The sequence below is a fragment of the Rhizobium laguerreae genome (assembly GCF_019778565.1).
GTDB classification, from domain to species: Bacteria; Pseudomonadota; Alphaproteobacteria; order Rhizobiales; family Rhizobiaceae; genus Rhizobium; species Rhizobium laguerreae.
In genome coordinates this window covers 307,485-331,731 of sequence record NZ_JAAXQT010000005.1, presented here as the reverse complement: position 1 = coordinate 331,731, position 24,247 = coordinate 307,485, and the positions used below count along the sequence as shown (strand labels likewise).

At 61.3% G+C, this 24,247-nt stretch carries 20 protein-coding genes; 17 read left to right on the top strand and 3 right to left on the bottom strand.

The window, feature by feature from the left end:
• The 4 genes from HFO71_RS18095 to exoR all read left to right on the top strand — a co-directional run bounded on the left by HFO71_RS18095 (position 1) and on the right by exoR (position 6,026).
• Positions 1–2,844: a valine--tRNA ligase gene (locus tag HFO71_RS18095; protein WP_131640244.1), complete on the top strand. Its 2,844-nt coding sequence runs from the start codon at positions 1–3 to the stop codon at positions 2,842–2,844.
• A gap of 398 nt (positions 2,845–3,242) precedes the next feature.
• Positions 3,243–4,511: an OmpP1/FadL family transporter gene (locus HFO71_RS18090; RefSeq protein WP_131640243.1), complete on the top strand. Its 1,269-nt coding sequence runs from the start codon at positions 3,243–3,245 to the stop codon at positions 4,509–4,511.
• 227 nt (positions 4,512–4,738) lie between these two features.
• Entirely contained in the window at positions 4,739–5,209 is a 471-nt protein-coding gene (locus HFO71_RS18085; protein ID WP_131640242.1) for a hypothetical protein, read from the top strand.
• Positions 5,210–5,228: 19 nt separating this feature from the next.
• Positions 5,229–6,026: an exopolysaccharide production regulator ExoR gene (gene exoR / locus HFO71_RS18080; RefSeq protein WP_026158651.1), complete on the top strand. Its 798-nt coding sequence runs from the start codon at positions 5,229–5,231 to the stop codon at positions 6,024–6,026.
• A gap of 11 nt (positions 6,027–6,037) precedes the next feature.
• Here the strand turns inward: exoR and xth are convergent, their stop codons facing one another.
• Entirely contained in the window at positions 6,038–6,829 is a 792-nt protein-coding gene (gene xth, locus HFO71_RS18075; protein WP_131640241.1) for an exodeoxyribonuclease III, read from the bottom strand.
• A gap of 122 nt (positions 6,830–6,951) precedes the next feature.
• On the bottom strand, positions 6,952–7,284 hold the full coding sequence (gene erpA / locus HFO71_RS18070; RefSeq protein WP_017960192.1) for an iron-sulfur cluster insertion protein ErpA: 333 nt from the start codon (positions 7,282–7,284) through the stop codon (positions 6,952–6,954).
• 222 nt (positions 7,285–7,506) lie between these two features.
• Between erpA and HFO71_RS18065 the strand changes: the two genes are divergently transcribed.
• The 13 genes from HFO71_RS18065 (at position 7,507) to HFO71_RS18005 (ending at position 23,063) form a co-directional block, all read left to right on the top strand.
• Positions 7,507–8,724, top strand: a complete 1,218-nt coding sequence (locus HFO71_RS18065; RefSeq protein WP_065279719.1) for a deoxyguanosinetriphosphate triphosphohydrolase — start codon at positions 7,507–7,509, stop codon at positions 8,722–8,724.
• A gap of 65 nt (positions 8,725–8,789) precedes the next feature.
• Positions 8,790–10,547 carry an arginine--tRNA ligase gene (argS, locus tag HFO71_RS18060; RefSeq protein WP_131640240.1) on the top strand — a complete coding sequence of 586 codons (1,758 nt, stop codon included), beginning with the start codon at positions 8,790–8,792 and terminating at the stop codon, positions 10,545–10,547.
• A gap of 62 nt (positions 10,548–10,609) precedes the next feature.
• Positions 10,610–13,834, top strand: coding sequence for an SPOR domain-containing protein (locus HFO71_RS18055; protein ID WP_231285358.1), 3,225 nt, complete (start codon positions 10,610–10,612; stop codon positions 13,832–13,834).
• A gap of 108 nt (positions 13,835–13,942) precedes the next feature.
• Complete coding sequence (gene nagZ, locus HFO71_RS18050; RefSeq protein ID WP_077981172.1) at positions 13,943–14,956, top strand: beta-N-acetylhexosaminidase; 1,014 nt, start codon at positions 13,943–13,945, stop codon at positions 14,954–14,956.
• 18 nt (positions 14,957–14,974) lie between these two features.
• Positions 14,975–15,832 carry a segregation and condensation protein A gene (locus HFO71_RS18045; protein WP_131640238.1) on the top strand — a complete coding sequence of 286 codons (858 nt, stop codon included), beginning with the start codon at positions 14,975–14,977 and terminating at the stop codon, positions 15,830–15,832.
• Positions 15,829–16,545 (top strand): SMC-Scp complex subunit ScpB, encoded by a 717-nt coding sequence (gene scpB / locus HFO71_RS18040; RefSeq protein WP_131640237.1) that lies wholly within the window; start codon positions 15,829–15,831, stop codon positions 16,543–16,545. The genes HFO71_RS18045 and scpB overlap by 4 nt, the downstream gene beginning before the upstream one ends.
• A 186-nt stretch (positions 16,546–16,731) precedes the next feature.
• Positions 16,732–16,923 carry a twin-arginine translocase TatA/TatE family subunit gene (locus HFO71_RS18035; RefSeq protein WP_003538990.1) on the top strand — a complete coding sequence of 64 codons (192 nt, stop codon included), beginning with the start codon at positions 16,732–16,734 and terminating at the stop codon, positions 16,921–16,923.
• 51 nt (positions 16,924–16,974) lie between these two features.
• The gene (tatB, locus tag HFO71_RS18030; protein ID WP_168258307.1) at positions 16,975–17,586 is read left to right on the top strand and encodes a Sec-independent protein translocase protein TatB; all 612 of its coding nucleotides are present in this window, start codon (positions 16,975–16,977) and stop codon (positions 17,584–17,586) included.
• Entirely contained in the window at positions 17,583–18,410 is an 828-nt protein-coding gene (gene tatC, locus HFO71_RS18025) for a twin-arginine translocase subunit TatC (RefSeq protein WP_131640235.1), read from the top strand. Before tatB ends, tatC begins: the two co-directional genes overlap by 4 nt.
• Positions 18,411–18,611: 201 nt before the next feature.
• Positions 18,612–19,895 carry a serine--tRNA ligase gene (serS, locus tag HFO71_RS18020; RefSeq protein ID WP_168258308.1) on the top strand — a complete coding sequence of 428 codons (1,284 nt, stop codon included), beginning with the start codon at positions 18,612–18,614 and terminating at the stop codon, positions 19,893–19,895.
• A gap of 4 nt (positions 19,896–19,899) precedes the next feature.
• Positions 19,900–20,673, top strand: a complete 774-nt coding sequence (gene surE, locus HFO71_RS18015) for a 5'/3'-nucleotidase SurE (RefSeq protein ID WP_017991200.1) — start codon at positions 19,900–19,902, stop codon at positions 20,671–20,673.
• A complete protein-coding gene (locus HFO71_RS18010) occupies positions 20,670–21,323 on the top strand; it encodes a protein-L-isoaspartate(D-aspartate) O-methyltransferase (RefSeq protein ID WP_131640233.1) in 654 nt (217 codons plus the stop codon). Before surE ends, HFO71_RS18010 begins: the two co-directional genes overlap by 4 nt.
• Before the next feature lie 138 nt (positions 21,324–21,461).
• Positions 21,462–23,063 carry a peptidoglycan DD-metalloendopeptidase family protein gene (locus HFO71_RS18005; RefSeq protein ID WP_131640232.1) on the top strand — a complete coding sequence of 534 codons (1,602 nt, stop codon included), beginning with the start codon at positions 21,462–21,464 and terminating at the stop codon, positions 23,061–23,063.
• Between the two features lie 142 nt (positions 23,064–23,205).
• Here the strand turns inward: HFO71_RS18005 and HFO71_RS18000 are convergent, their stop codons facing one another.
• Positions 23,206–24,078 carry an ATP-binding protein gene (locus HFO71_RS18000; RefSeq protein WP_077981165.1) on the bottom strand — a complete coding sequence of 291 codons (873 nt, stop codon included), beginning with the start codon at positions 24,076–24,078 and terminating at the stop codon, positions 23,206–23,208.
• Positions 24,079–24,247 lie beyond the last annotated feature (169 nt).

The window sequence follows — 24,247 nt, the reverse complement described above, 5'->3', positions numbered from 1 at the left end:
ATGCTCGACAAGACCTATGATTCCGCTGCCGTCGAACCGAAAATCGCCGCAATATGGGATGAGGCGGACGCTTTCCGCGCCGGCGCGAACGCCAGGCCCGGAGCCGAGACCTTCACCATCGTGATCCCGCCGCCGAATGTCACGGGTTCGCTGCACATGGGCCACGCGCTGAACAACACGCTGCAGGACATCCTGGTGCGCTTCGAGCGCATGCGCGGCAAGGACGTGCTCTGGCAGCCGGGCATGGACCACGCCGGCATCGCCACGCAGATGGTCGTCGAGCGCAAGCTGATGGAACAGCAGCTGCCGGGCCGCCGCGACATGGGCCGCGAAGCCTTCATCGACAAGATTTGGGAGTGGAAGGCGGAATCGGGCGGCCTGATCTTCAACCAGCTGAAGCGCCTGGGTGCGTCATGCGACTGGTCGCGTGAGCGGTTCACCATGGACGAAGGCCTGTCGAAGGCGGTTCTCGAGGTTTTCGTCACCCTTTACAAGGAAGGCCTGATCTACAAGGACAAGCGCCTGGTCAATTGGGATCCGAAGCTGCTAACGGCGATTTCCGATATCGAAGTCGAGCAGCACGAGGTCAAGGGCAATCTCTGGCACCTGCGCTATCCGCTGGAAAAGGGCGTAACCTACCAATACCCGATTGCATTCGATGAGGAAGGCAAGCCGACCGAATTCGAGACGCGCGATTATGTTGTCGTCGCAACGACACGACCGGAGACCATGCTGGGCGATACCGGTGTTGCCGTCAATCCGAAGGACGAACGCTATCAGGGCATTGTCGGCAAGCATGTCATTCTGCCGATCGTTGGCCGCAGAATTCCGATCGTTGCTGACGATTATGCCGATCCGGCTGCCGGCACCGGCGCGGTGAAGATAACGCCCGCGCACGATTTCAACGACTTCGACGTCGGCAAGCGCGCAGGTCTTCGCGTCATCAATATCATGAACGGCGACGGCACGATCACCATCAAGGACAATGAGGACTTTCTCGAAGGTCTCGACAATCCGGCGGCGCTGCACGGCGCCTGGGACCGCCTGGAAGGGCAGGACCGCTTCTATGCGCGCAAGGTCATCGTCGAGATTTTCGAAGAGGCGGGCCTCGTCGACAAGATCGAGCCGCACAAGCACATGGTCCCGCACGGCGACCGCGGCGGCGTGCCGATCGAACCGCGGCTGACCGAACAATGGTATGTCGATGCAAAAACGCTCGCCGAACCGGCGATCGCCTCGGTCCGCGAAGGTCGCACCAGGATGGTGCCGAAGAGCTGGGACAAGACCTATTACGAATGGATGGAAAACATCCAGCCCTGGTGTATCTCCCGTCAGCTCTGGTGGGGTCACCAGATCCCCGCCTGGTACGGCCCGGACGGCCAGGTCTTCGTCGAAAAGACCGAGGAAGAGGCGCTGCAGGCGGCGATCCAGCATTACCTTTCGCACGAGGGGCCGATGAAAGCCTATGTCGAGGACCTGCTTGAAAACTTCAAGCCGGGCGAAATACTGACGCGTGACGAGGACGTGCTCGACACGTGGTTCTCCTCAGCACTCTGGCCTTTCTCGACGCTCGGCTGGCCGGACGAGACGCCCGAACTGGCGCGTTATTACCCGACCAACGTTCTCGTCACCGGCTTCGATATCATCTTCTTCTGGGTTGCCCGCATGATGATGATGGGCCTGCACTTCATGAAGGATGAGGACGGCGAACCCGTCGAGCCCTTCCAGACCGTCTATGTCCACGCGCTGGTGCGCGACAAGAATGGGCAGAAGATGTCGAAATCGAAGGGCAACGTCATCGATCCACTCGAACTGATCGACGAATACGGCGCCGACGCGCTGCGGTTTACCCTGGCGATCATGGCGGCGCAGGGCCGCGACGTGAAGCTCGATCCGGCCCGCATCGCCGGCTACCGCAATTTCGGTACCAAGCTCTGGAACGCTACGCGCTTCGCCGAAATGAACGGCGCAAAAAGCGACCCGCATTTCGTGCCCGAAGCCGCCGAGCTCACCATCAATCGCTGGATCCTGACGGAACTTGCCCGTACGGAACGTGACGTTACGGAAGCACTCGAAGCCTTCCGCTTCAACGATGCCGCCGGCGCGCTCTACCGCTTCGTCTGGAACGAGGTCTGCGACTGGTATCTCGAACTGTTGAAGCCGGTCTTCAATGGCGAGGACGAGGGCGCCAAGGCGGAAGCCCAGGCCTGCAGCGCCTATATTCTCGAAGAGATCTACAAGCTGCTGCATCCCTTCATGCCCTTCATGACCGAAGAGCTTTGGGCCCATACCGCAGGCGAAGGCAAAGTGCGCGACACATTGGTCTGCCACGCCGAATGGCCGGCGCCGTCCTATGCCGATGACGGGGCCGCCGACGAAATCAACTGGCTGATCGACCTCGTCTCCGGCATCCGCTCGGTGCGCGCCGAAATGAATGTGCCGCCATCGGCGACAGCCCCGCTTGTCGTCGTCAAGGCCAACAACCTGACACGTGAACGGCTGTTCCGCCACGACGCCGCCATCAAGCGCCTTGCGCGCGTCGAGGCGATATCGCTGGCTGACGATGCGCCCAAGGGTGCCGCTCAGATCGTCATCGCCGAGGCCACCATCTGCCTGCCGCTCGGCAATCTGATCGACCTTTCCGCCGAAAAGGCTCGTCTGGAAAAAGCGATTGCCAAGATGGAGAGCGAGATCTCCCGCATCGACGGCAAGCTCTCCAACGAGAAGTTCGTCGCCAACGCCAATCCCGAAGTCGTCGATGCCGAGCGCGATCGTCTCGAGGAACTGAAAGGTCAGATTGCGAGCTTGAGGATCGCTCTTTCCAGGGTGAGCGAAGCCGGGTAAATTTCACCGGCCCATTTGGTAAGTTATTTCAAAGACGCGCCCTCTGCGGGCGCGTCTTTTTGTCGTTTTGGGCGCATGCGATTCGGCCCTGAAACGGCTGGTTTCAGGCGCGGAGCCCGTGGATTGTGGCTGAGCGGGGCATCCAGCGGGCGAAAACTGCCACTGTTGTTGGATTGATACAGATTCTGCAATGTTGGAATGAAAACCCAAAAGACTAGCTGAAATTCGATAAGTCTGGAATAAAATTTTATTAACCAGGTTTTTTGACGTGTCCGTCAATTTCTTTACGTAAGTTGGTCATTCCAACGACTGGGAGCGCTGTCATGGGGCGCGTTGCCATATCGGGCGAACACTTACTAGAGTGTCGCCACATCAATTGCTGGAGTGGGGGAGACACAATGGCATCGCGTAGGTTTTCCAAGGGCGTAACGTCGCTCGTTCTTCTTTCGTCGCTTGCATCACCGTCCTTCGCCGGCGGTCTGGAGCGTGGCGGATATAATATCGACCTTCTCTTCGACAATTCGAGGTTCGCTGTCCAGTCCGGCGCGACCTATGTCATGCCGCAGCGCAAGCTGAAAAATGTCAGGGACACCGACCCGACCGATGGCCTCGGCACGAACGGCATTGGCGGCGGTTCGACCACGGCGGATGATACGGAGGACTACTGGATCCCCTATCTCGGGGTGAAAGTCGGTTTCGGCGATGCCATCGACTGTATGGGCGATTTTTCGACACCCTTCGGCGCACATACCAATCCGGGCGCTGACTGGTTGGGCGTCAACGACAACATCGAAACCAAGATCAGCACCCGCAACTATGGCGCCACCTGCTCCTATCGTTTCGATATGGGACCTGGCCAGCTCCGCCTGATCGGCGGCGGCTTCTATCAGACGGTCGAAGGTTTCAAGACACGCCTCGTCGCGCCGATCCCAGGGGCGGCCGCGCTGGTCTATGACGGCACCGGTCGTCTGGACCTTGCCGACCAGGCCTTGGGATGGCGGGCGGGCATCGCCTACGAAATCGAGGAATATGCCTTCCGCGCCAGCCTAGTCTACAACAGCAAGGTCAAATATGACAATCTTACCGGCACGGTCGACCTGACCGAGGTGCCGGCGAATCCCGCCAATCCCTACCTCGGCGTTGTTACGCCGGTCTACGGTTCGGCCGAAGCGCCCGATTCTGTCGAATTGAAATTGCAGAGCGGCATTGCGCCCGATTGGCTTGCGTTCGGTTCCGTCAAGTGGACGAACTGGAGCGTGCTGCAGTCGATCGCCTTCTGCCCGAAGGCCAACAAGGGCGTCGTCGCCTGCGGCGCCGGCAGCCAACTCACCTCGCTCGATCTCTTCTATCGCGACGGTTGGACGATCAGCGGCGGCGTTGGCCACAAGTTCAACGAACAATGGGCCGGCGCCCTCAGCCTGACCTGGGATCGAGGTACGAGCCAGGGCTACGGCGCCCAGACCGACACATGGACGCTCGGCGCGGGTGTCTCCTATACGCCGGTGGAGAATGTCGAGTGGCGTCTGGCCGGCGCGCTCGGCATCATGACCGGCGGGGAATCCGGCACCTACGTCTATAATGGCCGGACCTACGGCAACGACGTCTCCTATTCCTTCGACGACGATCTGGTGGCGGCTCTTTCCACCAGCGTAAAGGTCAAGTTCTGATCTTGCAGCCCAAGTAGAAGTCTTAGAGCCCGGCAGGTTGCCGGGTTTTTCTTTGGGCGTCGCAAGACAAATCGACGTTCCAATTTGTGACGATTCAGCAACACAATTTTACGACGTTTGGCGTATGGTGGCGGTAGGGCGAATTTGTCCATTTCCCGCCACAAAGAGGGCGCAGCGATATTTGCGGGCGAGGTGATGGCAGGCATACGGTGCGTGTAAATAGTAGTATGGGTCGATTTTTTTCCGGGTACATCAGATCGTGCGGCGCGATTGGCGACAATCGTTTGATTGCGGCCGTTTCGCTTTCCGAACAAGGCTGTTCCGGCCGCCGATCCGACCTCGCGATGAGGTCGTCGATTCATGCATTGTGGTTATTTTCGACCCGCTCAGCTGAGCAGCCCGGCCTTACCGAAAATGTCGATACCGCTTTCGTCACATTTACTGTTTACGAATGCGATAAAGGCGGGAAGGCGGATGCCGCACCTGCCGAAAGAGTGCCACAGAGATTGCAGTCGAGCCATGCCGGGAGCCGGGTGGTTCTGAAGGATGGGCTGAGAATATCGCCTTTGAGAAAAGGCCAGTGGGCTGAATGCGACGCGGGTAAAGGAGCCATGGAGCTCGCCGCGGGATCGCTCGCCTCGAAGAAATACATCCGCGGGATGCACGGCATGAGCGCCGTTGCCGCCTGCCTGGGATGAGCGAAAGAAATCGGTTGAAATGGTGACGTCCGAGTTCAAACTGTTCAAATTCATGCTGGTGGGCATGTCTATAGCGCTGGCGCTGTCCGGTCCGTGCCGCGCATTCGACATCAAAGGTGGCGTCAGCAAGGAATCCGGACCCTTCGATCTCTTCAAGTTCGGCTTCAAGGCCTATAAGAACGGCCAGAAGGAAGAGGCGGTCGAAGCCTATAAATACGCCGCCGAAAAGGGGCACACCGGCTCGCGCTGGGCGCTCGCCAACATGTATGCCGATGGCGACGGTGTCACGCAGGATGATTTCGAAGCCTTCAAGATCTACAGCGAGATCGCCCAGCAGGGCGTCGAACCCGGCTCGGAAGATACCGGCTTCTTCGTCAACGCGCTGCTCTCGCTCGCCAACTATTACAAGCACGGCATCGCCGGCAGTCCGGTCAGGACCGACCTCAGCCAGGCACGCCAGCTTTATTTTCAGGTGGCCTCCACCTTTGGCGTGCCCGAGGCGCAGTTCCAGCTGGCGCAGATGATGCTGGCCGGCGAGGGTGGCAATTCCAGCCCGCAGCAGGCGAAGAAATGGCTGAACCAGGCCCGCAAGAGTGGCCATCCCGGCGCCATGGCGGTCTTCGGCAATATTCTTTTCGACGAAGGCCAGACGGCCCGTGGTCTGGCGCTGATGACCGCGGCACTCGACCGCTGCAAGCCCAAGGACTGCGGCTGGATGGAAGCACTGCAGGAGCAGGCCTTCTCGGTTGCAAACGAGTCCGACCGCCGCACTGCGGTGTCGCTGTCGCACACGATCGCGAGCGGTTCGGACGATTGAGGTAGAAGGCCTCAGGCTGCGAAATCGAAATAGGCGATGACGGGCACGTGGTCGGACGGCTTTTCCCAGGCCCGCACATGTTTTTCGATCGCAGCCGACGTCATCCGGTCGGCAGCTTCCGGCGACAGCAGCAAATGGTCGATGCGGATGCCGTTGTTCTTCGGCCAGGCGCCGGCCTGATAATCCCAGAAGGAATAGAACTGCGTCGCATCCGTCGTGGCGCGCACCGCATCCGTCAGGCCGAGATTTTCAAGCCGGCGGAAAGCCTCCCGCGTCTGCGGCAGAAACAGCGCGTCGTTTTCCCAGACCTTGGGATCGAAGCAGTCGTGCGGTTCCGGGATGACGTTGTAATCGCCGGCAAGGACCAGCATTTCCTCATAGGCCAGCCGTTCGGCGGCGAACGTCCGTAGGCGCTCCATCCAGGCGAGCTTGTAGGGATATTTCTCCGTTTCGACGGGATTGCCGTTCGGCAGGTAGATGCAGCAGACGCGCAGGATGCGCGTGTCGGACAGCGTGAACGCCGCTTCGAGGAAACGCGCCTGTTCGTCCAGCGGATCGCCGGGCAGGCCGCGGTTCACTTCGAAAGGTGAACTTTTGGAAAGGATCGCCACGCCGTTGAAGCCCTTCTGGCCGTGCGTCTCGACGTGATAGCCGAGCGCCTCGATCTCCAGCCGCGGAAAACCCTCGTCGACCGTCTTGATCTCCTGCAGGCAGACGATATCCGGATCGGAATCCTTCAGCCATTGCGTGAGATTGTCGATGCGCGCCTTGACGCCGTTGATGTTCCAAGTCGCGATCTTCATCTCTTCGCCCTGTTCGCTTCGTGCGCTTCTTTTATCGCGGTCTTTCGCCGCCGGACAAGACGATAAACCGGCCGGAAGGAATTCTTCGGCCGGTTTGATGGGGAGTATGTGCGTTTAGACGTTCAGATCGAGAAACTGGTGCCGCAGCCGCAGCTTGCCACCGCGTTCGGGTTCTTGATCTGGAACGATTGGCCAAGCAGATTGTCGACGAAGTCGATCTCCGAGCCCGCCATATAAACCAGCGAAAGGCTGTCGATCAGCACCTTGGCATCGTTCTTTTCGACGATGATGTCGTCGTCGGCGGCGCTGTCGGCAAGATCGAACTTGTAGGAAAAGCCCGAACAGCCGCCGCCCTCGACAGAAACGCGCAAGGCGCTCTTGCCGGCTTCGGCGCCGACGATCGCAGCGATACGCTTTGCCGCAGCATCTGAAAGGGTTACACTCGTATCCGTCATGTTTCCTCCTGCCGGGGTCAAGATCCGGAGAGAATGGGTTTTGGCACTTGAATGTTCAAATGCCTGATATCAAAGAAACTTACCATGATATTCGCGAAAAGGCGATGATGCGCCGAAGCGGTTAAGAAAGCGCCTCTTTGCCGTTTCATCGGGCTATAGGTATGAAGAGCGTTAGGCGGCGTCAATGGGCAGATGCAGCAACATGCAGGATGACGGTGAAGAATGACGATCGATACGCGTGCTTTGGGTTTCGGCAGCAGTGAGAGGGCGGTTTATGCGGCCGACCCCTGGACGACGCGCGGGCGGCTCTATCAGGAGGACGGAAGCCCGACGCGCTCCGATTTCCAGCGCGACCGCGACCGCATCGTCCACACCACCGCCTTCCGCCGGCTGAAGCACAAGACCCAGGTCTTCATCGCCCAGGACGGCGATCATTACCGCACCCGGCTGACGCACACGATCGAGGTGGCCCAGATCGCCCGCGCGCTTGCCCGTGCCCTGAAGCTCGATGAGGATCTGGCCGAAGGCGTGGCGCTCGTGCACGATTTCGGCCATACGCCGTTCGGTCATACCGGCGAGGACGCGCTGCACGAGGTGCTGCTGCCCTATGGCGGCTTCGATCACAATGCCCAATCGCTGCGCATCGTGACCAAACTGGAGAGGCGTTATGCCGAATTTGACGGCATCAACCTGACCTGGGAAAGCCTCGAAGGTCTCGTCAAGCACAATGGTCCGCTTCTGACGGCTGATGGAGTCGGCACCCGCGGTCCCGTTCCTCAGCCGATCCTCGATTATTGCGAGCTGCACGATCTCGAGCTTGCAACCTATGCCAGCCTTGAAGCCCAGGTCGCGGCGATCGCCGACGACATCGCCTATAATACCCACGATATCGACGACGGTCTGCGCTCCGGCTACCTGACTTTCGACATGCTGGAGGAAATCCCGTTTCTTGCCGGGCTGATGGCCGAGGTGAGGGCGCGATATCCGCATCTGGAGCCGAGCCGCTTCACCCATGAGATCATGCGCCGCCAGATTACTCGCATGGTCGAAGACGTGATCGGCGTGGCACAGCAGCGCCTGTCGCTCCTCCGCCCTGAGAATGCGGCCGACATCCGCGCTGCCGACCGGGTTATTGCCACCTTTTCCGAGGGAATGGCCGAGACCGACAGGCAGATCAAGGCCATGCTCTTCAAGCGCATCTACCGCAATCCCGATATCATGCGCATCCGTGCCGGTGCCGCCCAGATCGTCACCGATCTCTTTGCCGCCTACATGGCCAATCCCAAGGAGATGCAAAGCCATTACTGGGTCGATCATATCGCCGGCCTGTCCGATGCGCCGAAGGCCCGCCATGTCGGCGATTATCTCGCCGGCATGACCGACACATATGCGATCAGCGCCCACAGGCGGTTGTTTGACCACACTCCGGATTTGCGATAGGCAGCGGTCGCCCACGCCGAGGGCCGATTTGAGCCTTTGGCACAGCCTATGCATGGAAGAGTGCGATGAACCTTTTTACCGACTTCGAAGCCAGGATCAAAACCGCCCTTGAACAGATCGATCTGGTCAGGGAAAAGCGATCCGAGCTCGATTTCGGCCGCATCACGGTCGAGCCGCCGCGTGACGCGAGCCATGGCGATGTCGCGACCAATGCCGCAATGGTGCTGGCAAAACCGCTCGGAACCAATCCGCGCGCACTGGCCGACGTCATCATCGCCAAGCTCAAGGAGGATGCCGACGTCGCCGATGTCTCGGTCGCGGGTCCCGGCTTCATCAACATCCGTCTCGCCGTCGGTTACTGGCAGCGGTTGCTCGCCTCGATGATCGGCGCCGGCACCGATTACGGCCGCTCGACGCTCGGCGAGGGCAAGAAGGTCAATGTCGAATATGTCTCGGCCAATCCGACCGGCCCTATGCATGTCGGCCATTGCCGGGGCGCCGTCGTGGGCGACGCGCTCGCCAACCTGCTCGCTTTTGCCGGTTACGGCGTCGAGAAGGAATATTACATCAACGATGCCGGCTCGCAGATTGACGTGCTCGCCCGGTCCGTCTTCCTGCGCTATCGCGAAGCGCTCGGCGAAAAGATCGGCGAAATCCCCTCGGGTCTCTATCCCGGCGACTATCTCGTGCCCGTCGGCCAGTCGCTTGCCGCCGATTACGGTGTGCGGCTGCACAACATGCCGGAAGACCAATGGATGCCGATCGTCAAGGATCGCACCATCGATGCGATGATGGTGATGATCCGTGAGGATCTGGCGGCTCTGAACGTCCATCACGACGTCTTCTTCTCCGAACGCACCCTGCATGCCAATGTTGCAGCTGCGATCCGCACGGCGATCAACGACCTGACCTTCAAGGGCTATGTCTACAAGGGCACGCTGCCGCCGCCGAAGGGCCAGCTTCCTGAGGACTGGGAAGATCGCGAACAGACATTGTTCCGTTCGACCGAGGTGGGCGACGATATCGACCGGCCGCTGATCAAGTCGGACGGTTCCTACACCTATTTCGCCGCCGACGTCGCCTACTTCAAGAACAAGTTCGACCGCGGTTTCGACGAGATGATCTATGTGCTCGGCGCCGACCACGGCGGCTACGTCAAGCGCCTGGAAGCGGTTGCACGCGGTGTTTCGGATGGTAAGGCGAAGCTGACGGTGCTGCTCTGCCAGCTCGTCAAGCTCTATCGCAATGGCGAGCCGGTGAAGATGTCGAAACGCTCGGGCGATTTCGTCACGCTTCGGGACGTCGTCGAAGAAGTCGGCCGTGATTCGGTCCGGTTTATGATGCTTTACCGCAAGAATTCCGAGCCGCTCGACTTCGATTTCGCCAAAGTGACGGAACAGTCGAAAGATAATCCTGTTTTTTATGTGCAGTATGCGCATGCTCGCTGCATGTCGGTCTTTCGGCAGGCGAGGGAGGCTTTTCCCGACCTCGACGTCTCCCACGAGAAACTGGCAAAAACCGTTGCAGGCATTGGCGATCCGGCCGAATTGCAGCTTGTCGCCAAGCTTGCTGAATTCCCGCGTATCGTCGAGGCGGCGGCCCAGTCGCAGGAGCCGCATCGTATCGCTTTTTACCTCTACGACCTCGCTAGTTCCTTCCACGCGCACTGGAACAAAGGTAAAGATCAGCCGGAATTACGATTTGTTAATGATAAAAACCGAGAATCAACTATTGCCAGACTTGGGCTGGTGTACGCCGTCGCGTCGGTTTTGAAGTCGGGACTTGCCATTACAGGCACTGCCGCACCGGACGAAATGCGATAACGTCACCATTTCCCCACAATGCGCTGGCATTTGAGCGTTGGCGTTTGCGAGTGGGAATAGGCATGGCTGATAAACAACTTGCGTATGATACGCGCGGAAAAAACGATCTGTTTGCCGACGATGATCCGTTGGCTGAACTTGCCCGGATCGTCGGCTTCGAGCCACGTGTTGCAGCGAATACGGTGACGGAGAGCACACGGCGCGAGCCTGCCCTAGATCTCGAGGACGAGCTTGGGCGCGAGTTCGACCGCTACGATTCGCCACGTCCGCTTGCAGAGCTCGACCGGCCCGCCGAACCGATCTCTGATGACCTCACGCCTGAAGATTACGTCGAGCCCGTTCTCGATGCTTCTTCCGCTGCCGAACATGCGCAGGCTCCTGAGCCGGTTTCGGTTTCCGTCGCTGCCGTTGAGGCCGAAGAAGCTTTGCCCGCCGCAGGGAATGAGGAGGCATCCGCCGCCGACTGGGCGGAGCAGCGTTCTCCCGAGCCCGACGCGTCGGTGCAATCGGCCTTCGGCGGTGCGCGCGACCTGATCGAGGAGCTTGAACTGTCGATCGGCGCAGCACCGGTCTCTTCGCTGGTGCAGCCCACCAAGGCGCCGCAATGGTCGGCTGCCAGCATCAGGCTGCCGCTTGCCAATTTCCATGCCCCGAGGCGCGAGGAACCGGTTGTTTTGCCGGAGCCTGTGGCCGAAACGGTCGCCGCACCGGTTGCTGAGGCGCCATCCGCCGATCTTCCTGTGGTCGAGCCTCAACCTGTCGTCGAGCCGTCGGCGCTTGTCGCCGCTGTCGAGCCTTCCGAGGAATTCGAATCCGCTTCTCCGTCACTTGGCTTTCCCGCCGAACTCGATCGCCATGATGAGGTGATAGCGCCGGAAGAGGCCGCCAAGGCCGAAGAATTTGTCGAAGTAGAGGAAGAGCTGGACGATTTCGGGTCCGACGCCGGTTTTGATCTCATCGCTGCCGCCGTCGAAGGCGAGATCCAGGCCGATGCCGCGCTGACCGAGGTCGTGCCGGATGTTCCGCATACCGCTGGCACATTCGATCTCGACGATCTGCTCGCCGACGTCTCGCGTTATCCGGTGCCGCAACGTGCCACTCCGGGGCCTGTGTCGCAGCAACCCGCATCGATCGAGGCAGCGCCCGTTCCGACCGCTCCCGTGGCTGCCGCACCTGTTCAGTTCGAGGTGATCGCGCCCGCACCGCTCGCCGTAGCACCCGTCCGGTCTGCCCCGGTCGAGCCGGCTCCGGTCTATGCGGCCGAAGCCGCAAGACCGATCGCGCCGCAGCTTGCTGATGTCGTTACGCCTCAGCCTGCCGCAGCGGCATATTCGCCGACGCCGCAGCCGGCACCGGAAGCCGACGACCCCTTTGCCGGCCATGATTTCGAGCTGGATCTTGCCGGCATCGAGCTGGAACTGACCGATCTCGATTTCTCCGAGCCGTCCGAGCCCGCACCGCAGCCTGAGCCACCAGCCCCTGCTCCCCAGCAGGCCGCTGCCGTCGCTCCTCGCCCCGCTCCGGTTTTTGCTCCTGAGCCGCCGGCTCCTGCTTTTGAGCAGGCTGCTGCCGCTCCTGCACGGTCCGCTCCGGCCTTCGTTCCCGAGCCGCAGGCTCAAGCTCCGGCTCCGGCTTTCAACTGGACGCCTGTCTCCGAATCGACCGAAGATCTGCCATTCGATCCGGCGATGATCTCCGATCCGGAGGATCGTCCCGAGGCCGTCGACGACATGCACGTGCCGGCGCTGCCGCCGGTCGAGCAGCCCGCGCCGGTCGCGAAATCTGCGGATTTCGATTTCGATCTCGACGCCGAGATTGCCAGCTTCTTTGAACCGGCCAAACCGCGGCAAACGCCGACGCCGGTCCGGGATACGGCCGCCGCCGCTGCAAAGCCGGTCAAGCCCACCATCGCCGATGGCCTCGATGATTTCGAACGGGCGCTGGAGGAAGATTTCCGCCGCAGCGTGCGCGAGCCTGTCGAGCGCCGCGAGACCTCCGAGGTCCGCATTGAATCGGCAAGCCAGGCCGCTGATTTCAGCCGCGCTCGGTCGATGCGCCAACTGCTTGCCGGGGCCGTCGTGCTCGTGGTCTTTGCCGGCGTCGGTTATGGCGTCTATTCCTCCGTCTGGAACGGCGAAGGGCTCGGCATTGTAGCAATCGGCGAGCCGCGCGTGATCACCGCCGACAAGGAGCCTGTCAAGGTCGTTCCGGAAAATCCTGGCGGCAAGACCGTGCCGAACCAGGATAAGGCGGTCTACGACCGCGTTGCGGGTTCTGCCGAAGAGCCGAAGCAGAAGGCGCTCGTTTCTTCCGATGAGGCGCCCGTCGATGTGGTCCAGCGCACGCTGACACCGGAAGCGCTGCCCGAGGACGACGAGAACGCCAGCGTCGACGATCAGGTCACGCCGACTGCGGTCGGTGAGACGGAGGATCCGCGTCTGCTGCCAACCCAGGACAACGTCGACAACGCTTCGGCAACCAACACTGACAAGACGCCATCCGTTTCGCCGCGCAAGGTCCGCACGATGATCGTCAAGCCTGACGGTACGTTGGTCGCCCGCGAGGAACCGGCACCCGTCGACGAGCCGACACAGTCTGCTCAGGCGACGCCGTCTGCCCAGCCGATGACGCCGGCTCAGCCGGCATTGACGGCTCCGTCGACCCCGTCCGCGCAATCGACCCCGGCTGTACCTCCCGTCGGTGGAACGGCCGCAAGCTTCCCGGCAAGCGCCGAGGTTGCTTCCGCCGATGCGCGTTCTGCAGCCCCCGTCGAAACCGCGCCGGTACAGCCGCCGCTCGCCGGCAGTGCCGACGCGCAGGCCGCAAACCCGGCTCCGGTCGCTTCGCCGGTGCGCCCTGTCAAGACTTCGGGGATTGCCGATACCGCTCCCATTCCGACAGCGCGTCCGGCCGACCAGCCCGTCAACGTCGTCGGCACAGTGACCGAGAAGGGCAATGTCCGCCCGCCCGCCCAGCAACCGAAGACGACGGAGGTCGCGGCCGCAGCACCAGTCGCCGCAAAGCCGCAGCAGGCTGCATCCGCCGGCGGCTACGGCATCCAGATCGCCTCCCTGCCTTCGGAAGACGAGGCGACCAAATCCTATGCCAACCTGTCGAAGAAATTCGCCAGCGTGCTTGGCGGCCGCAGTCATGAGATCCGCAGGGCCGATATCGCCGGCAAGGGTACTTTCTACCGTGTCCGCATTCCGGCCGGTTCCAAGGATGAGGCCGCAGCACTGTGCGAACAGTATCGCGCGGCGGGTGGAAGCTGCCTGATCTCCAGGTAGGATCGCGTCTGAATATAAGAGCGGCGGGCCGGATCGGCCCGCCGCTCTTTTTTGTGCATCGAGCCCGACCTTGCTCGCATTTGGCCGGGCGCCGTCTATGATTCTTGCATGACCGAATCAAAAGCGATGATCCTTGGCTGTAGCGGCCTTGCCCTCACATCCGAAGAGAAAGCCTTTTACCGGAGCGAACGACCCTGGGGCTTCATCCTCTTCGGGCGCAACATCTCCGAAGCACGACAGATCGCCGATCTCGTCGCCGAACTGCGCGACAGCGTCGGCTGGCATGCGCCGGTGCTGATCGACCAGGAGGGCGGCCGTGTCCAGCGCATCCGTCCACCCGTTCTGGCGCGTTATCCTTCCGGTCAGGCGCTCGGCGATCTCTATCGCCGCGATCCCGCACTCGGCCTGCGCGCCGCCTGGCTGATGTCGCGGCTGCACGCCTTCGACCTTTCGAGCCTCGGCATCGATGTCGATTGCCTGCCGGTGCTCGATGTGCCGGTCGCGGGCAGCAGCAACGTCATCGGCGACCGCGCCTATGGCGGCGATCCGCAGACCGTCATCGCGATGGGCCGGGCGGCTGCCGAGGGGCTGAGGGCCGGCGGCCTGTTGCCTGTCATGAAGCATATGCCAGGCCATGGTCGCGGCTTTGCGGATTCACATCTGGAACTGCCCGTCGTCGCCGTTTCGCGCGATGAGCTGGAGCTCCATGATTTCCCGCCCTTTGTCGCGATGAAGGACGAGTTGATGGCCATGACCTGCCACGTCGTTTTCGCCGCCATCGACCCGGACAATCCGGCGACGACCTCGCGCAAGGTGATCGACGACATCATCCGCGAGCACATCGGCTTTAATGGTCTGCTGCTCTCCGACGACAGCTCGATGAACGCTCTTTCCGGCACGATCGGTGAACGTGCAGCGAATATCATTGCAGGCGGATGCGATATCGTGCTGCATTGCAATGGCAATATGGACGAGATGCGGGAGGTTGTGGCAAATGTTCCGCCGCTCGCCGGCATATCGCTTGCCCGCGCAAAAGCGGTGGAAGCGGGCTTCGCGGCGCCGGATACCGCCGATGAAGCGGAATTGAGGGCGGAATTCGAGGCGATGTTTGCGACGGTTTGATCGTAAGGGAGCAGTTAGGTGAACACGGTCAAGGGCACGGAACGTCCGCAGGCGGCAACGCCGATGGACAAGCTGTGGCAGGATAACGGTGCCGAGCGCGCCAGCCACGAGCCGGCGCTGGTGATCGACGTCGCCGGCTTCGAAGGCCCGCTCGACCTGTTGCTCTATCTCGCCCGCAACCAGAAGGTCGATCTGTCGCGCATTTCGGTGCTGGCGCTCGCCGAGCAATATCTGTTGTTCATCGAAAGCGCCCGGCGTATCCGCATTGAGCTTGCCGCGGATTACCTCGTCATGGCGGCCTGGCTTGCCTATCTCAAATCGAAGCTGCTCATTCCCCAGCAGGTCAAGGATGACGGCCCTTCCGGCGAGGAACTGGCGGCAACGCTCGCCTTCCGCCTGAAACGCCTCGAAGCCATGCGCCAGGCGGCAGACGGCCTCGTCAACCGCAATCGCCTCGGCCGCGATATCTTTGTGCGCGGCGCGCCCGAGCATATTCCCGATCGCCAGCAATCCGCTTATGCGGCGAGCCTTTATGATCTCCTGACCGCCTATGCGGCGCTGCGCCAGCGCCATGCCGTCACCCAGGTGACGATCGAGCGGCGCAGCGTCTGGTCGCTGACCGATGCCCGTGAGCTGCTGACCCAGATGATCGGCGAGGTCGCCGACTGGACGGCGATGGAACATTATCTGCTGCGGTATCTCGCAGCGCCCGAAGAGCGCGTCACGGCAATCGCCAGCGCCTTTGCCGCCTCGTTGGAGCTGGTGCGCGAGGGCAAGCTCGAAATCCGCCAGGACGGCGCCTTTCAGCCAATATACATGCGCCGCGGTCCGAAACATGCCACGCTGCAGGTGGTCGAACAGGAGCGGCCGGCTTGATCGATCTGAAGGGCGAAGAGGATTTCGAAGGCAATTTCGAAGACAGGAGCCGCGAGCTGCAGGCCGAGATCGAGGCCGAGCGCATCGCCGAGGCGCTGGTCTTCGCCTCCTCGCAACCGGTCTCCGAAGGCTTCCTCGCCGAGCGCTTGCCTGAGGAGACCGACGTGCACGCGATCATGCTCCGCCTGAAGGAGCAATATGCGCCGCGCGGCGTCAATCTCGTGCAGGTCGAAGGCGCCTGGGCCTTCCGCACCGCCGCCGACCTGTCCTTCGTCATCCGCCGTGATGACAATGAGGTGAAGAAGCTTTCGCGCGCCGCACTGGAAGTGCTGGCGATCATCGCCTATCACCAGCCGGTGACGCGTGCCGAAATCGAGGATATCCGAGGCGTCCAGACCTCGCGCGGCACGCTCGACGTGCTGATGGAAGCTGGCTGGGTGCGGTTCCGTGGCCGCCGGCGCACGCCGGGCCGGCCGGTGACATTGGGCACGACACGGGATTTCCTCGACCATTTCGGTCTCGAAGAGCTGCGTGACCTGCCCGGTCTCGAAGAGTTGAAGGGAGCGGGCTTGCTGTCGGGCCGCATTCCGGCGAACTTCAACATTCCCTCGCCGTTGATGAACGACGAACTGACCGAGGACGAGGACCCGATCACCCAGATGGACCTCGAGGAACTGGGATTGCTGGCACCGCGCGGCACCTCCGAAGATTGAGGGGCCTGCGTCTTGCTTTTGCCATGCATGGCGAAAACAATGGTGGCCACCACTTTTCGATGGGTCGATGGCTTGTCACAAAGGGCGATACCGTGACATTAAGCTCAATTCAAAGGGCTTGATGTTGGAAACGGTGTGGGAAATCCCCACATCGTGGGAACATAGAAACAGGGAGTTGGCGTAATGATGGGTTCCTTTAGCATGTGGCACTGGTTGATCGTTCTGGTCATCGTGCTGTTGTTGTTCGGTCGCGGCAAGATCCCTGAACTGATGGGTGATGTTGCCAAGGGCATCAAGAGCTTCAAGAAGGGCATGACGGACGAAGACGCGCCGGATACGGCAAAGACCGTCGATCACAAGGCCGACGAAACGAAGTAACCAAGTCCGGGAAAAAGCGCAGCCCCCGCGCTTCCCGTCCAGGAGCCTTGCATGTTCGATATTGGCTGGACCGAGCTTTTGGTCATCGCGGTCGTACTGATCGTGGTCGTCGGTCCGAAGGATTTGCCGCCGATGCTGCGCGCTTTCGGCAAGATGACGCAGCGTGCCCGCAAGGTTGCGGGTGATTTCCGTGTGCAATTCGATGAAGCGTTGCGCGAAGCCGAGCTTGACGATGTCCGCCAGACAATCAGCGACGCCCAGAAACTGAACCCGGTCAACAGCCTGCGCGAGGCGATGAACCCGCTTCGCCAAATGGGCAACGAGATCAAGGCCGACCTGCAGAAGTCGACCACGGTCACGGAGAACAAGACCGAGGTGCCGCCCGATGCCGTCGCAGCTCCGACGCCGTCGATGAGCCTGCCGGAAACGCCGCCATTGGTAGCGACACCTGTGTCGCCTGAACCCGTCGCAGCAGCGATTGTGCAGGCCGATAGGCTTGCGGCCAAACCGAAAGCCGTGCGCAAGCCGCGCGTCAAGCCTGCTGACCAGGTCGATGCCGCGGCCGCCGTTGCAGCGCCTGTGGAAAAGCCGAAACGCACGACGGCGGTCAGGAAGCCTGCAACGCCGAAGAAGCCTGCGCAGACAAAGAAGGACGAGGCATGAGCGGTGATATCGAAGACAAGCCGCAGCCGTTGATCGAGCACCTGATGGAGCTGCGTACGCGGCTGATGTGGTCGATCGGCGCGTTTTTCGCCGCCTTCATTGCATGCTTCTTTTTTGCCAAGAATCTCTTCAATTATCTGGTCATCCCATACAAGACAGCGGTCGTGTGGGCTAATCTCGACGTCGAGAAGGCCCAACTCATCTACACCGCGCCGCAGGAGTTCTTCTTCACCCAGGTCAAGGTGGCGATGTTCGGCGGCCTTGTGGTCGCTTTCCCGATCATCGCCGCCCAGGTCTACAAGTTCGTGGCGCCCGGCCTCTACAAGAACGAGCGTCAGGCTTTCCTGCCGTTCCTAGTCGCCTCTCCGGTCCTGTTCCTGATGGGCGGTGCGCTCGTCTATTTCTTCTTCACGCCGATGGTCATGTGGTTCTTCCTGTCGATGCAGCAGGCGCCGGGTCATGACGAAATAGCGATCTCGCTGATGCCGAAGGTCTCGGAATATCTGAGCCTGATCATGACGCTGGTCTTTTCCTTCGGACTCGTCTTCCAACTGCCTGTCATCACCACGCTGCTCGCCCGTGTCGGTCTTCTGACGTCGCAATGGCTCGCCGAAAAGCGCAAGTTTGCCATCGTCCTCGCCTTCGTAGTCGCTGCCGTGCTGACGCCGCCGGACCCGATGTCCCAGATCGGCCTTGCGATACCGACGATCCTTCTCTACGAGATTTCCATCTATGCGGCGCGACTCGTGGAGCGCCAGCGTGCCCGGCGGGCGGTCGAAAAGGAAACCGGATCCGCAGACGTTGCCAAGACGGACAGCGTCTGAGCGGCGATCCCGGAAATCCCTTCATGAACGCCGTCGACTGCGTATTCCTTAAATCGGAATCGGTTTAAGGAATTAAGCAGCAATTCAAAGTGTTGCGGTGTCCTTTGCGCGTCTGAAAAGACAGGGCGGCGCTGTAACATCCGGTCGAGGCCATATCAGGCTTTGGCCGGGCCACCTCTGTTGCAACGACCTGGAACGACGATGCTCGATATCAAATGGATCCGTGAGAATCCCGAAGCGCTCAATGCCGCCCTCGCCAAGCGCGGCGCGGAGCCTCTGGCCCAAAGTCTCGTTGCCCTCGATGAAAAGCGCCGCTCCGCTGTGCAGAAGGCGCAGGACCTGCTGTCCCGCCGTAACCTCGCCTCCAAGGAGATTGGCGCGGCGATGGCCCAGAAGAATAGCGAGCTGGCGGAGAAGCTGAAGTCGGAGGTCTCTGAACTCAAGACCTTGCTGCCGGCGATCGAGGAAGAAGACCGGCAACTGACGGCCGAACTCAACGATGCGCTGTCGCGCATCCCGAACATACCCTTCGACGACGTCCCGGTCGGCAAGGACGAGCATGACAATGTCGTCACCCGCATCGTCGGCGAAAAGCCACGCTGGAACCACGCACCGAAAGAACACTTCGAAATCGGCGAAGCGCTCGGCTATATGGATTTCGAGCGCGCCGCCAAGCTCTCCGGCTCGCGCTTCACGGTTCTGACCGGGCCTCTCGCCAGGCTCGAGCGCGCGCTCGGACAGTTCATGATCGATCTCCACACCAGCGAGCACAGTTATACCGAAGTCAGCTCGCCCTTGATGGTGCGCGACGAGGCCGTCTATGGCACCGCCCAATTGCCGAAATTCGCCGACGATCTTTTCAGGACGACTGATGGACGCTGGTTGATTCCGACGGCCGAAGTGACGCTGACCAATCTGGTGCGCGAGGAAATCCTCGATCAGGAAAAGCTGCCGCTTCGCTTCACCGCGTTAACGCCGTCCTTCCGTTCGGAAGCAGGCTCCGCGGGCCGCGATACGCGTGGCATGCTGCGCCAGCATCAGTTCTGGAAATGCGAGCTCGTCTCGATCACCGATGCCGAGAGCGCCGTTGCCGAGCATGAGCGCATGACCGCCTGCGCCGAGGAAGTGCTGAAGCGCCTCGGCCTGCATTTCCGCACGGTGACGCTTTGCACCGGCGATATGGGCTTCGGCGCGCGCAAGACCTACGATCTCGAAGTCTGGCTGCCGGGGCAGAATACCTTCCGCGAAATCTCCTCCTGCTCGGTCTGCGGCGATTTTCAGGGCCGGCGGATGAATGCGCGCTACCGCGGCAAGGACGACAAGAGCAACAGGTTCGTCCACACGCTGAACGGTTCCGGCACCGCCGTCGGTCGCTGCCTGATCGCCGTCCTAGAAAATTATCTGAACGAGGATGGTTCCGTCACGATTCCGGACGTTTTGCTGCCTTATATGGGCGGATTGACCAAAATCGAACGGGCGGCTTGAGGCGATGCGCATCCTGCTTACGAATGACGACGGCATTCACGCCGAAGGTCTTGCCGCGCTGGAGCGGATCGCGCGCACGCTGTCCGACGATGTCTGGATCGTGGCGCCCGAGACCGACCAGAGCGGCTTGGCCCATTCGCTGAGCCTCTCCGAACCTTTGCGGCTGCGCAAGATTTCCGACAAGCATTTCGCCCTGCGCGGCACGCCGACCGATTGCGTTATCATGGGCATCAGGCAGGTGATGGACATCAAGCCGGATCTCGTCCTGTCAGGCGTCAATTCAGGCTCGAACGTCGCCGACGACGTGACCTATTCCGGCACGATCGCCGGCGCCATCGAGGGCACGATGCAGGGCGTGCGCTCCTTCGCGCTGAGCCAGGCCTATCTCTATGAGGACGGCGCACGCATCGTGCCCTGGGAGGTCTGCGAGACGCATGCGCCGGCTCTTCTGGAAAAGCTGATGGTTCTGGACCTGCCGGAGGGCACGTTCCTCAATCTGAATTTCCCGAACTGCCGTCCTGACGAGGTCGACGGCGCCGAGGTGACCATGCAGGGCAAGCTCGCCTTCAATCTGCAGGTCGACGCCCGCTCCGACGGCCGGGGATTTCCTTACTACTGGCTGAAGTTCGGCGAACGTGCCGGCGCCTTCGTCGAAGGCACCGATATTCACGCCCTGAAGCATAATAAGATTTCGGTAACGCCTTTGAAACTGGATCTGACCGATTATTCCGTGACGGACCGCGTGGCGCGAGCCTTGGGATACGGAGCACAAGTTTGACGGCAAGACTGGCGGAGAAGGAGGGCTTTGCGGCGCTCGTCCTCAGATTGCGTGCCGAAGGCATCTCAGACCTCGATCTGCTGACGGCGGTCGAGCAGACGCAGCGTTCGTTGTTCGTGCCGCCGCAATTCGCCGACGACGCCTATTCGAGTCGGACCATCCCGATCGAATGCGGCTCCTTCCTCGAAGGCATCGATTTTGCCGTCCGCATCCTGCATCACCTGAAGCTCAGGCCCGGCCAGCGCGTCTTGGAGATCGGCACTGGAAGCGGCTTTACCGCCGCCGTGATGGGCCGCCTGGCCGAGCGTGTTCTGTCCATCGACCGCTACAAGACGCTGACATCAGCCGCGCAGCGGCGCATGGAATCGCTTGGTTTGCGCAGCGTCGTCATCCGCCAGGCCGACGGCAGCGCCGGCATGCAGGGTGAGGGCACCTTCGACCGCATCCTGGTGACAGCGGCGTTCAACGCGATGCCGCGCTTTTATACCGACCAGCTCGTTTCCGGCGGCTCGATGATCGCGCCGCTGATGATTTCCGAGAACGAGTGTCGCATGGTGCGGCTGACGAAAACCGGCAGCCGCTTCGAACGCGAGGAGTTATTCGAGGCGCCTTATCTGCCGATCGTTCCGCGGCTTGCCTCGCTGCTTTAGGCACTGCGATTTTTCACCTGTAAGCTATGGTTATCAACTTCTCAAAAAAATCGCACTGATTCCAGCATCTTAACCGCGTGGTAATACTAACGCGTTTTAATAGACTCACAAATGGTTGCGTTCTCAGTGGGTCGAGTCATGCGTTTCAGTCTTTCGCCAAAGTTCGGGAAGTCGGCCGGTAATCTTCTGGTTGTTAGCCTGCTGGCAAGTGCCGCAACAGGCTGCAGTTCCGATGTGACACGGTTTGGCGGCTTGTTTTCCTCCTCCGGGCAGGACCAGATCACCACAAGTTCCATTCCGCGTAGGAATATGAACGGTTCTCAGGGCGATCCGGTGCCGCGCGCCGATCTTAGCAGTTCGGCCGTTGCCGGCCAGTCAGGCTACGGCGGCGGCAATGACGCACTGAACCAGCCTTATCCGGCAAGCCCGGGTTACGATCCCACCCGCACGTCGAGCTCGAGCGCACGTCTCGCTTCCGCGCCGGTCTCGGTGCAGCGTTCAGAGTTGGCAGCGCCGACGGCCGCGGAACCCTCCCGGCAGCGGGAAAAGGAAGTCGCGCTCGCCCAGCCTTTCCCGGCTGCGCCGCAGGCTGAGAAGCCTCGACTGGTGGCGCCGGCCGCGCCGAAGGTCACGCCCGATACGCTGACAACAGGCACGACGCCGAAGATTTCCGGCTGGTCCGCGACCAACGCTCCATCGGTGACGCTGCGTCCAGGTGAAAGCATCGCCACGCTCTCGAGGCGCTTTGGCGTACCCGAAAAAGAAATTCTGCGCGTCAACAACCTGAAGACGGCATCTGCCGCCCAGCCTGGCCAGGCGGTCCTCATCCCGACCCTCAACGGCGGCAATGCCGCCAAGGCGGCGTCGCAGGCGGCTGATCTTTCCAAGCCCGGCAAGATGCCGGCGCCGAAGGCACCTGAGCAGAACGTCGCCGTCGTTCCAAACGTCAATTCCGCCCGCGACAAGACGCTGGCGAGTGGCGATGTCACCGGCAAACTTCCCGCCGGCGCCGGCAAGGATCCGAAGGCGCCTGCCGGGACCTATGTCGTCAAGCAAGGCGATTCCCTGGCAAAGATTGCCAAGGCGACCGGTAGCAATGTCGACGACATCAAAGCCGCCAACAATCTTTCGGCCAGCTCGCTCCGCATCGGTCAGGCTCTGAAGATCCCGAACGGCACTGCCGACACTATCAAGACCGCCTCGATCCCGGCCGAGAAGGTCGATGCGAAGCCGACCCAGCCGGCGGCTGCCCAGCAGACGGCTTCCGTTCAGCCCGCGCCCTACAAGGCGCCGGCCGCCACTCAGACCGTCGACGATGTCGAGAAGAAGTCGGACGTCAGCTCCGTCGCGCCGGAATCGACCGGCATCGGCAAATATCGCTGGCCGGTGCGCGGCCAGGTCATTGCTTCATACGGCGCCAACGTCAACGGCAACCGCAATGACGGCATCGACATTTCGGTACCGCAGGGCACGCCGATCAAGGCTGCCGAAAACGGCGTCGTCATCTATGCCGGCAACGGCCTGAAGGAACTCGGCAACACGGTTCTCGTCCGTCACGACGACGGTACCGTCACCGTCTACGGCAACGCCGATACGCTGAGCGTCGCCCGCGGCCAGAAGATCCAGCGCGGTCAGACCGTCGCCGTCTCCGGCATGAGTGGCGACGTCAAGCAGCCACAGGTCCATTTCGAGGTGCGCAAGGATGCGTCCCCGGTCAACCCGATGACCTTCCTGGAATAGGTACAGCGTACCAGGAAACGCAAAAGCCCGGCCGCCAGCCGGGCTTTTGTCATTTGATGGATGCGGCCCAAAAGTGGGCAGCGGTTTTGGGAGAACGACGTGCATAAGCGCGTCGCATGAATTCCGATTGGCGCGACGCGCTTCAGCCCCGGTCGATGTGAACCCGCATGCGTCCGGCCAGGTCTTGAATATACTGCCACGCGACGCGGCCGGAGCGTGCGCCGCGCGTCGTTGCCCATTCCAGCGCTTCGGCATGCATCTTGTCGCGTTCGAGCCCGAGCTTGAAGTGATCGGCATAGCCGTCGATCATGCCGAGATAATCCTGCTGGCTGCATTTGTGGAAGCCGAGCCAGAGGCCGAAGCGGTCGGAAAGCGAAACCTTCTCCTCGACCGCCTCCGACGGATTGATCGCCGTCGACTGCTCGTTTTCCATCATGTGGCGCGGCAGGAGATGGCGCCGGTTGGAGGTGGCGTAGAAGAGCACATTGTCCGGCCGCCCTTCGACGCCGCCGTCGAGTGCCGCCTTCAGCGACTTGTAGGCTGTATCGTCGTGATCGAAGGAGAGATCGTCGCAGAAGACGATCACGCGGTACGGCGTGTCCTTCAGGAGGTCGAGCAGATTGGGAAGGCTGGCGATATCCTCACGATGGACTTCGACCAATTTCAGCGAGGCGCTGCTTTCGCGCCGGACATCCTCGTGCACGGCCTTGACCAGAGAGGATTTGCCCATACCGCGCGCGCCCCAGAGCAGCACATTGTTGGCGGCATACCCCTCGGCGAAACGCACCGTATTCTCGTGCAGGATGTCACGCACGTGATCGACGCCGCGGATAAGCGTCAACGCCACCCGGTTCGGCCTTTTGACCGGCTGCAGATGCTGGCGCAGTGGCGCCCAGACGAAACAGTCGGCCGCATCCCAGTCGTTGAGGGCGGGTGCCGGTCCGGCAAGACGCTCGACGGCGTCTGCGAGCCGCTTCAGCTCGGCAAGCAGGGCTGTGTTGATTTCCTCGGTCATCGGTGGCCTCCTGATTTCTCACTGCGGCAATCCGCTTTGATCTTTCGATGACGCTAATGCATGTCGCCCGGAAGTGTGGGGCGGTTCCGAGATAACGACATGCTTGAAAATAAAGGAGCTAAAGCGCGTCGCATTGATCAAGTTCGATGCGACGCGCTTTAGCATGGCG

Coding starts and splice junctions, on each gene's coding strand:
- HFO71_RS18065 (WP_065279719.1), top strand. CDS start 7,507: ATGACGATCGATACGCGTGCTTTGGGTTTCGGCAGCAGTGAGAGGGCG.
- HFO71_RS18085 (WP_131640242.1), top strand. CDS start 4,739: ATGGGTCGATTTTTTTCCGGGTACATCAGATCGTGCGGCGCGATTGGC.
- HFO71_RS18035 (WP_003538990.1), top strand. CDS start 16,732: ATGGGTTCCTTTAGCATGTGGCACTGGTTGATCGTTCTGGTCATCGTG.
- surE (WP_017991200.1), top strand. CDS start 19,900: ATGCGCATCCTGCTTACGAATGACGACGGCATTCACGCCGAAGGTCTT.
- argS (WP_131640240.1), top strand. CDS start 8,790: ATGAACCTTTTTACCGACTTCGAAGCCAGGATCAAAACCGCCCTTGAA.
- HFO71_RS18005 (WP_131640232.1), top strand. CDS start 21,462: ATGCGTTTCAGTCTTTCGCCAAAGTTCGGGAAGTCGGCCGGTAATCTT.
- exoR (WP_026158651.1), top strand. CDS start 5,229: ATGGTGACGTCCGAGTTCAAACTGTTCAAATTCATGCTGGTGGGCATG.
- nagZ (WP_077981172.1), top strand. CDS start 13,943: ATGACCGAATCAAAAGCGATGATCCTTGGCTGTAGCGGCCTTGCCCTC.
- tatB (WP_168258307.1), top strand. CDS start 16,975: ATGTTCGATATTGGCTGGACCGAGCTTTTGGTCATCGCGGTCGTACTG.
- xth (WP_131640241.1), bottom strand. CDS start 6,829: ATGAAGATCGCGACTTGGAACATCAACGGCGTCAAGGCGCGCATCGAC.
- erpA (WP_017960192.1), bottom strand. CDS start 7,284: ATGACGGATACGAGTGTAACCCTTTCAGATGCTGCGGCAAAGCGTATC.
- HFO71_RS18095 (WP_131640244.1), top strand. CDS start 1: ATGCTCGACAAGACCTATGATTCCGCTGCCGTCGAACCGAAAATCGCC.
- HFO71_RS18000 (WP_077981165.1), bottom strand. CDS start 24,078: ATGACCGAGGAAATCAACACAGCCCTGCTTGCCGAGCTGAAGCGGCTC.
- serS (WP_168258308.1), top strand. CDS start 18,612: ATGCTCGATATCAAATGGATCCGTGAGAATCCCGAAGCGCTCAATGCC.
- HFO71_RS18090 (WP_131640243.1), top strand. CDS start 3,243: ATGGCATCGCGTAGGTTTTCCAAGGGCGTAACGTCGCTCGTTCTTCTT.
- HFO71_RS18055 (WP_231285358.1), top strand. CDS start 10,610: ATGGCTGATAAACAACTTGCGTATGATACGCGCGGAAAAAACGATCTG.
- tatC (WP_131640235.1), top strand. CDS start 17,583: ATGAGCGGTGATATCGAAGACAAGCCGCAGCCGTTGATCGAGCACCTG.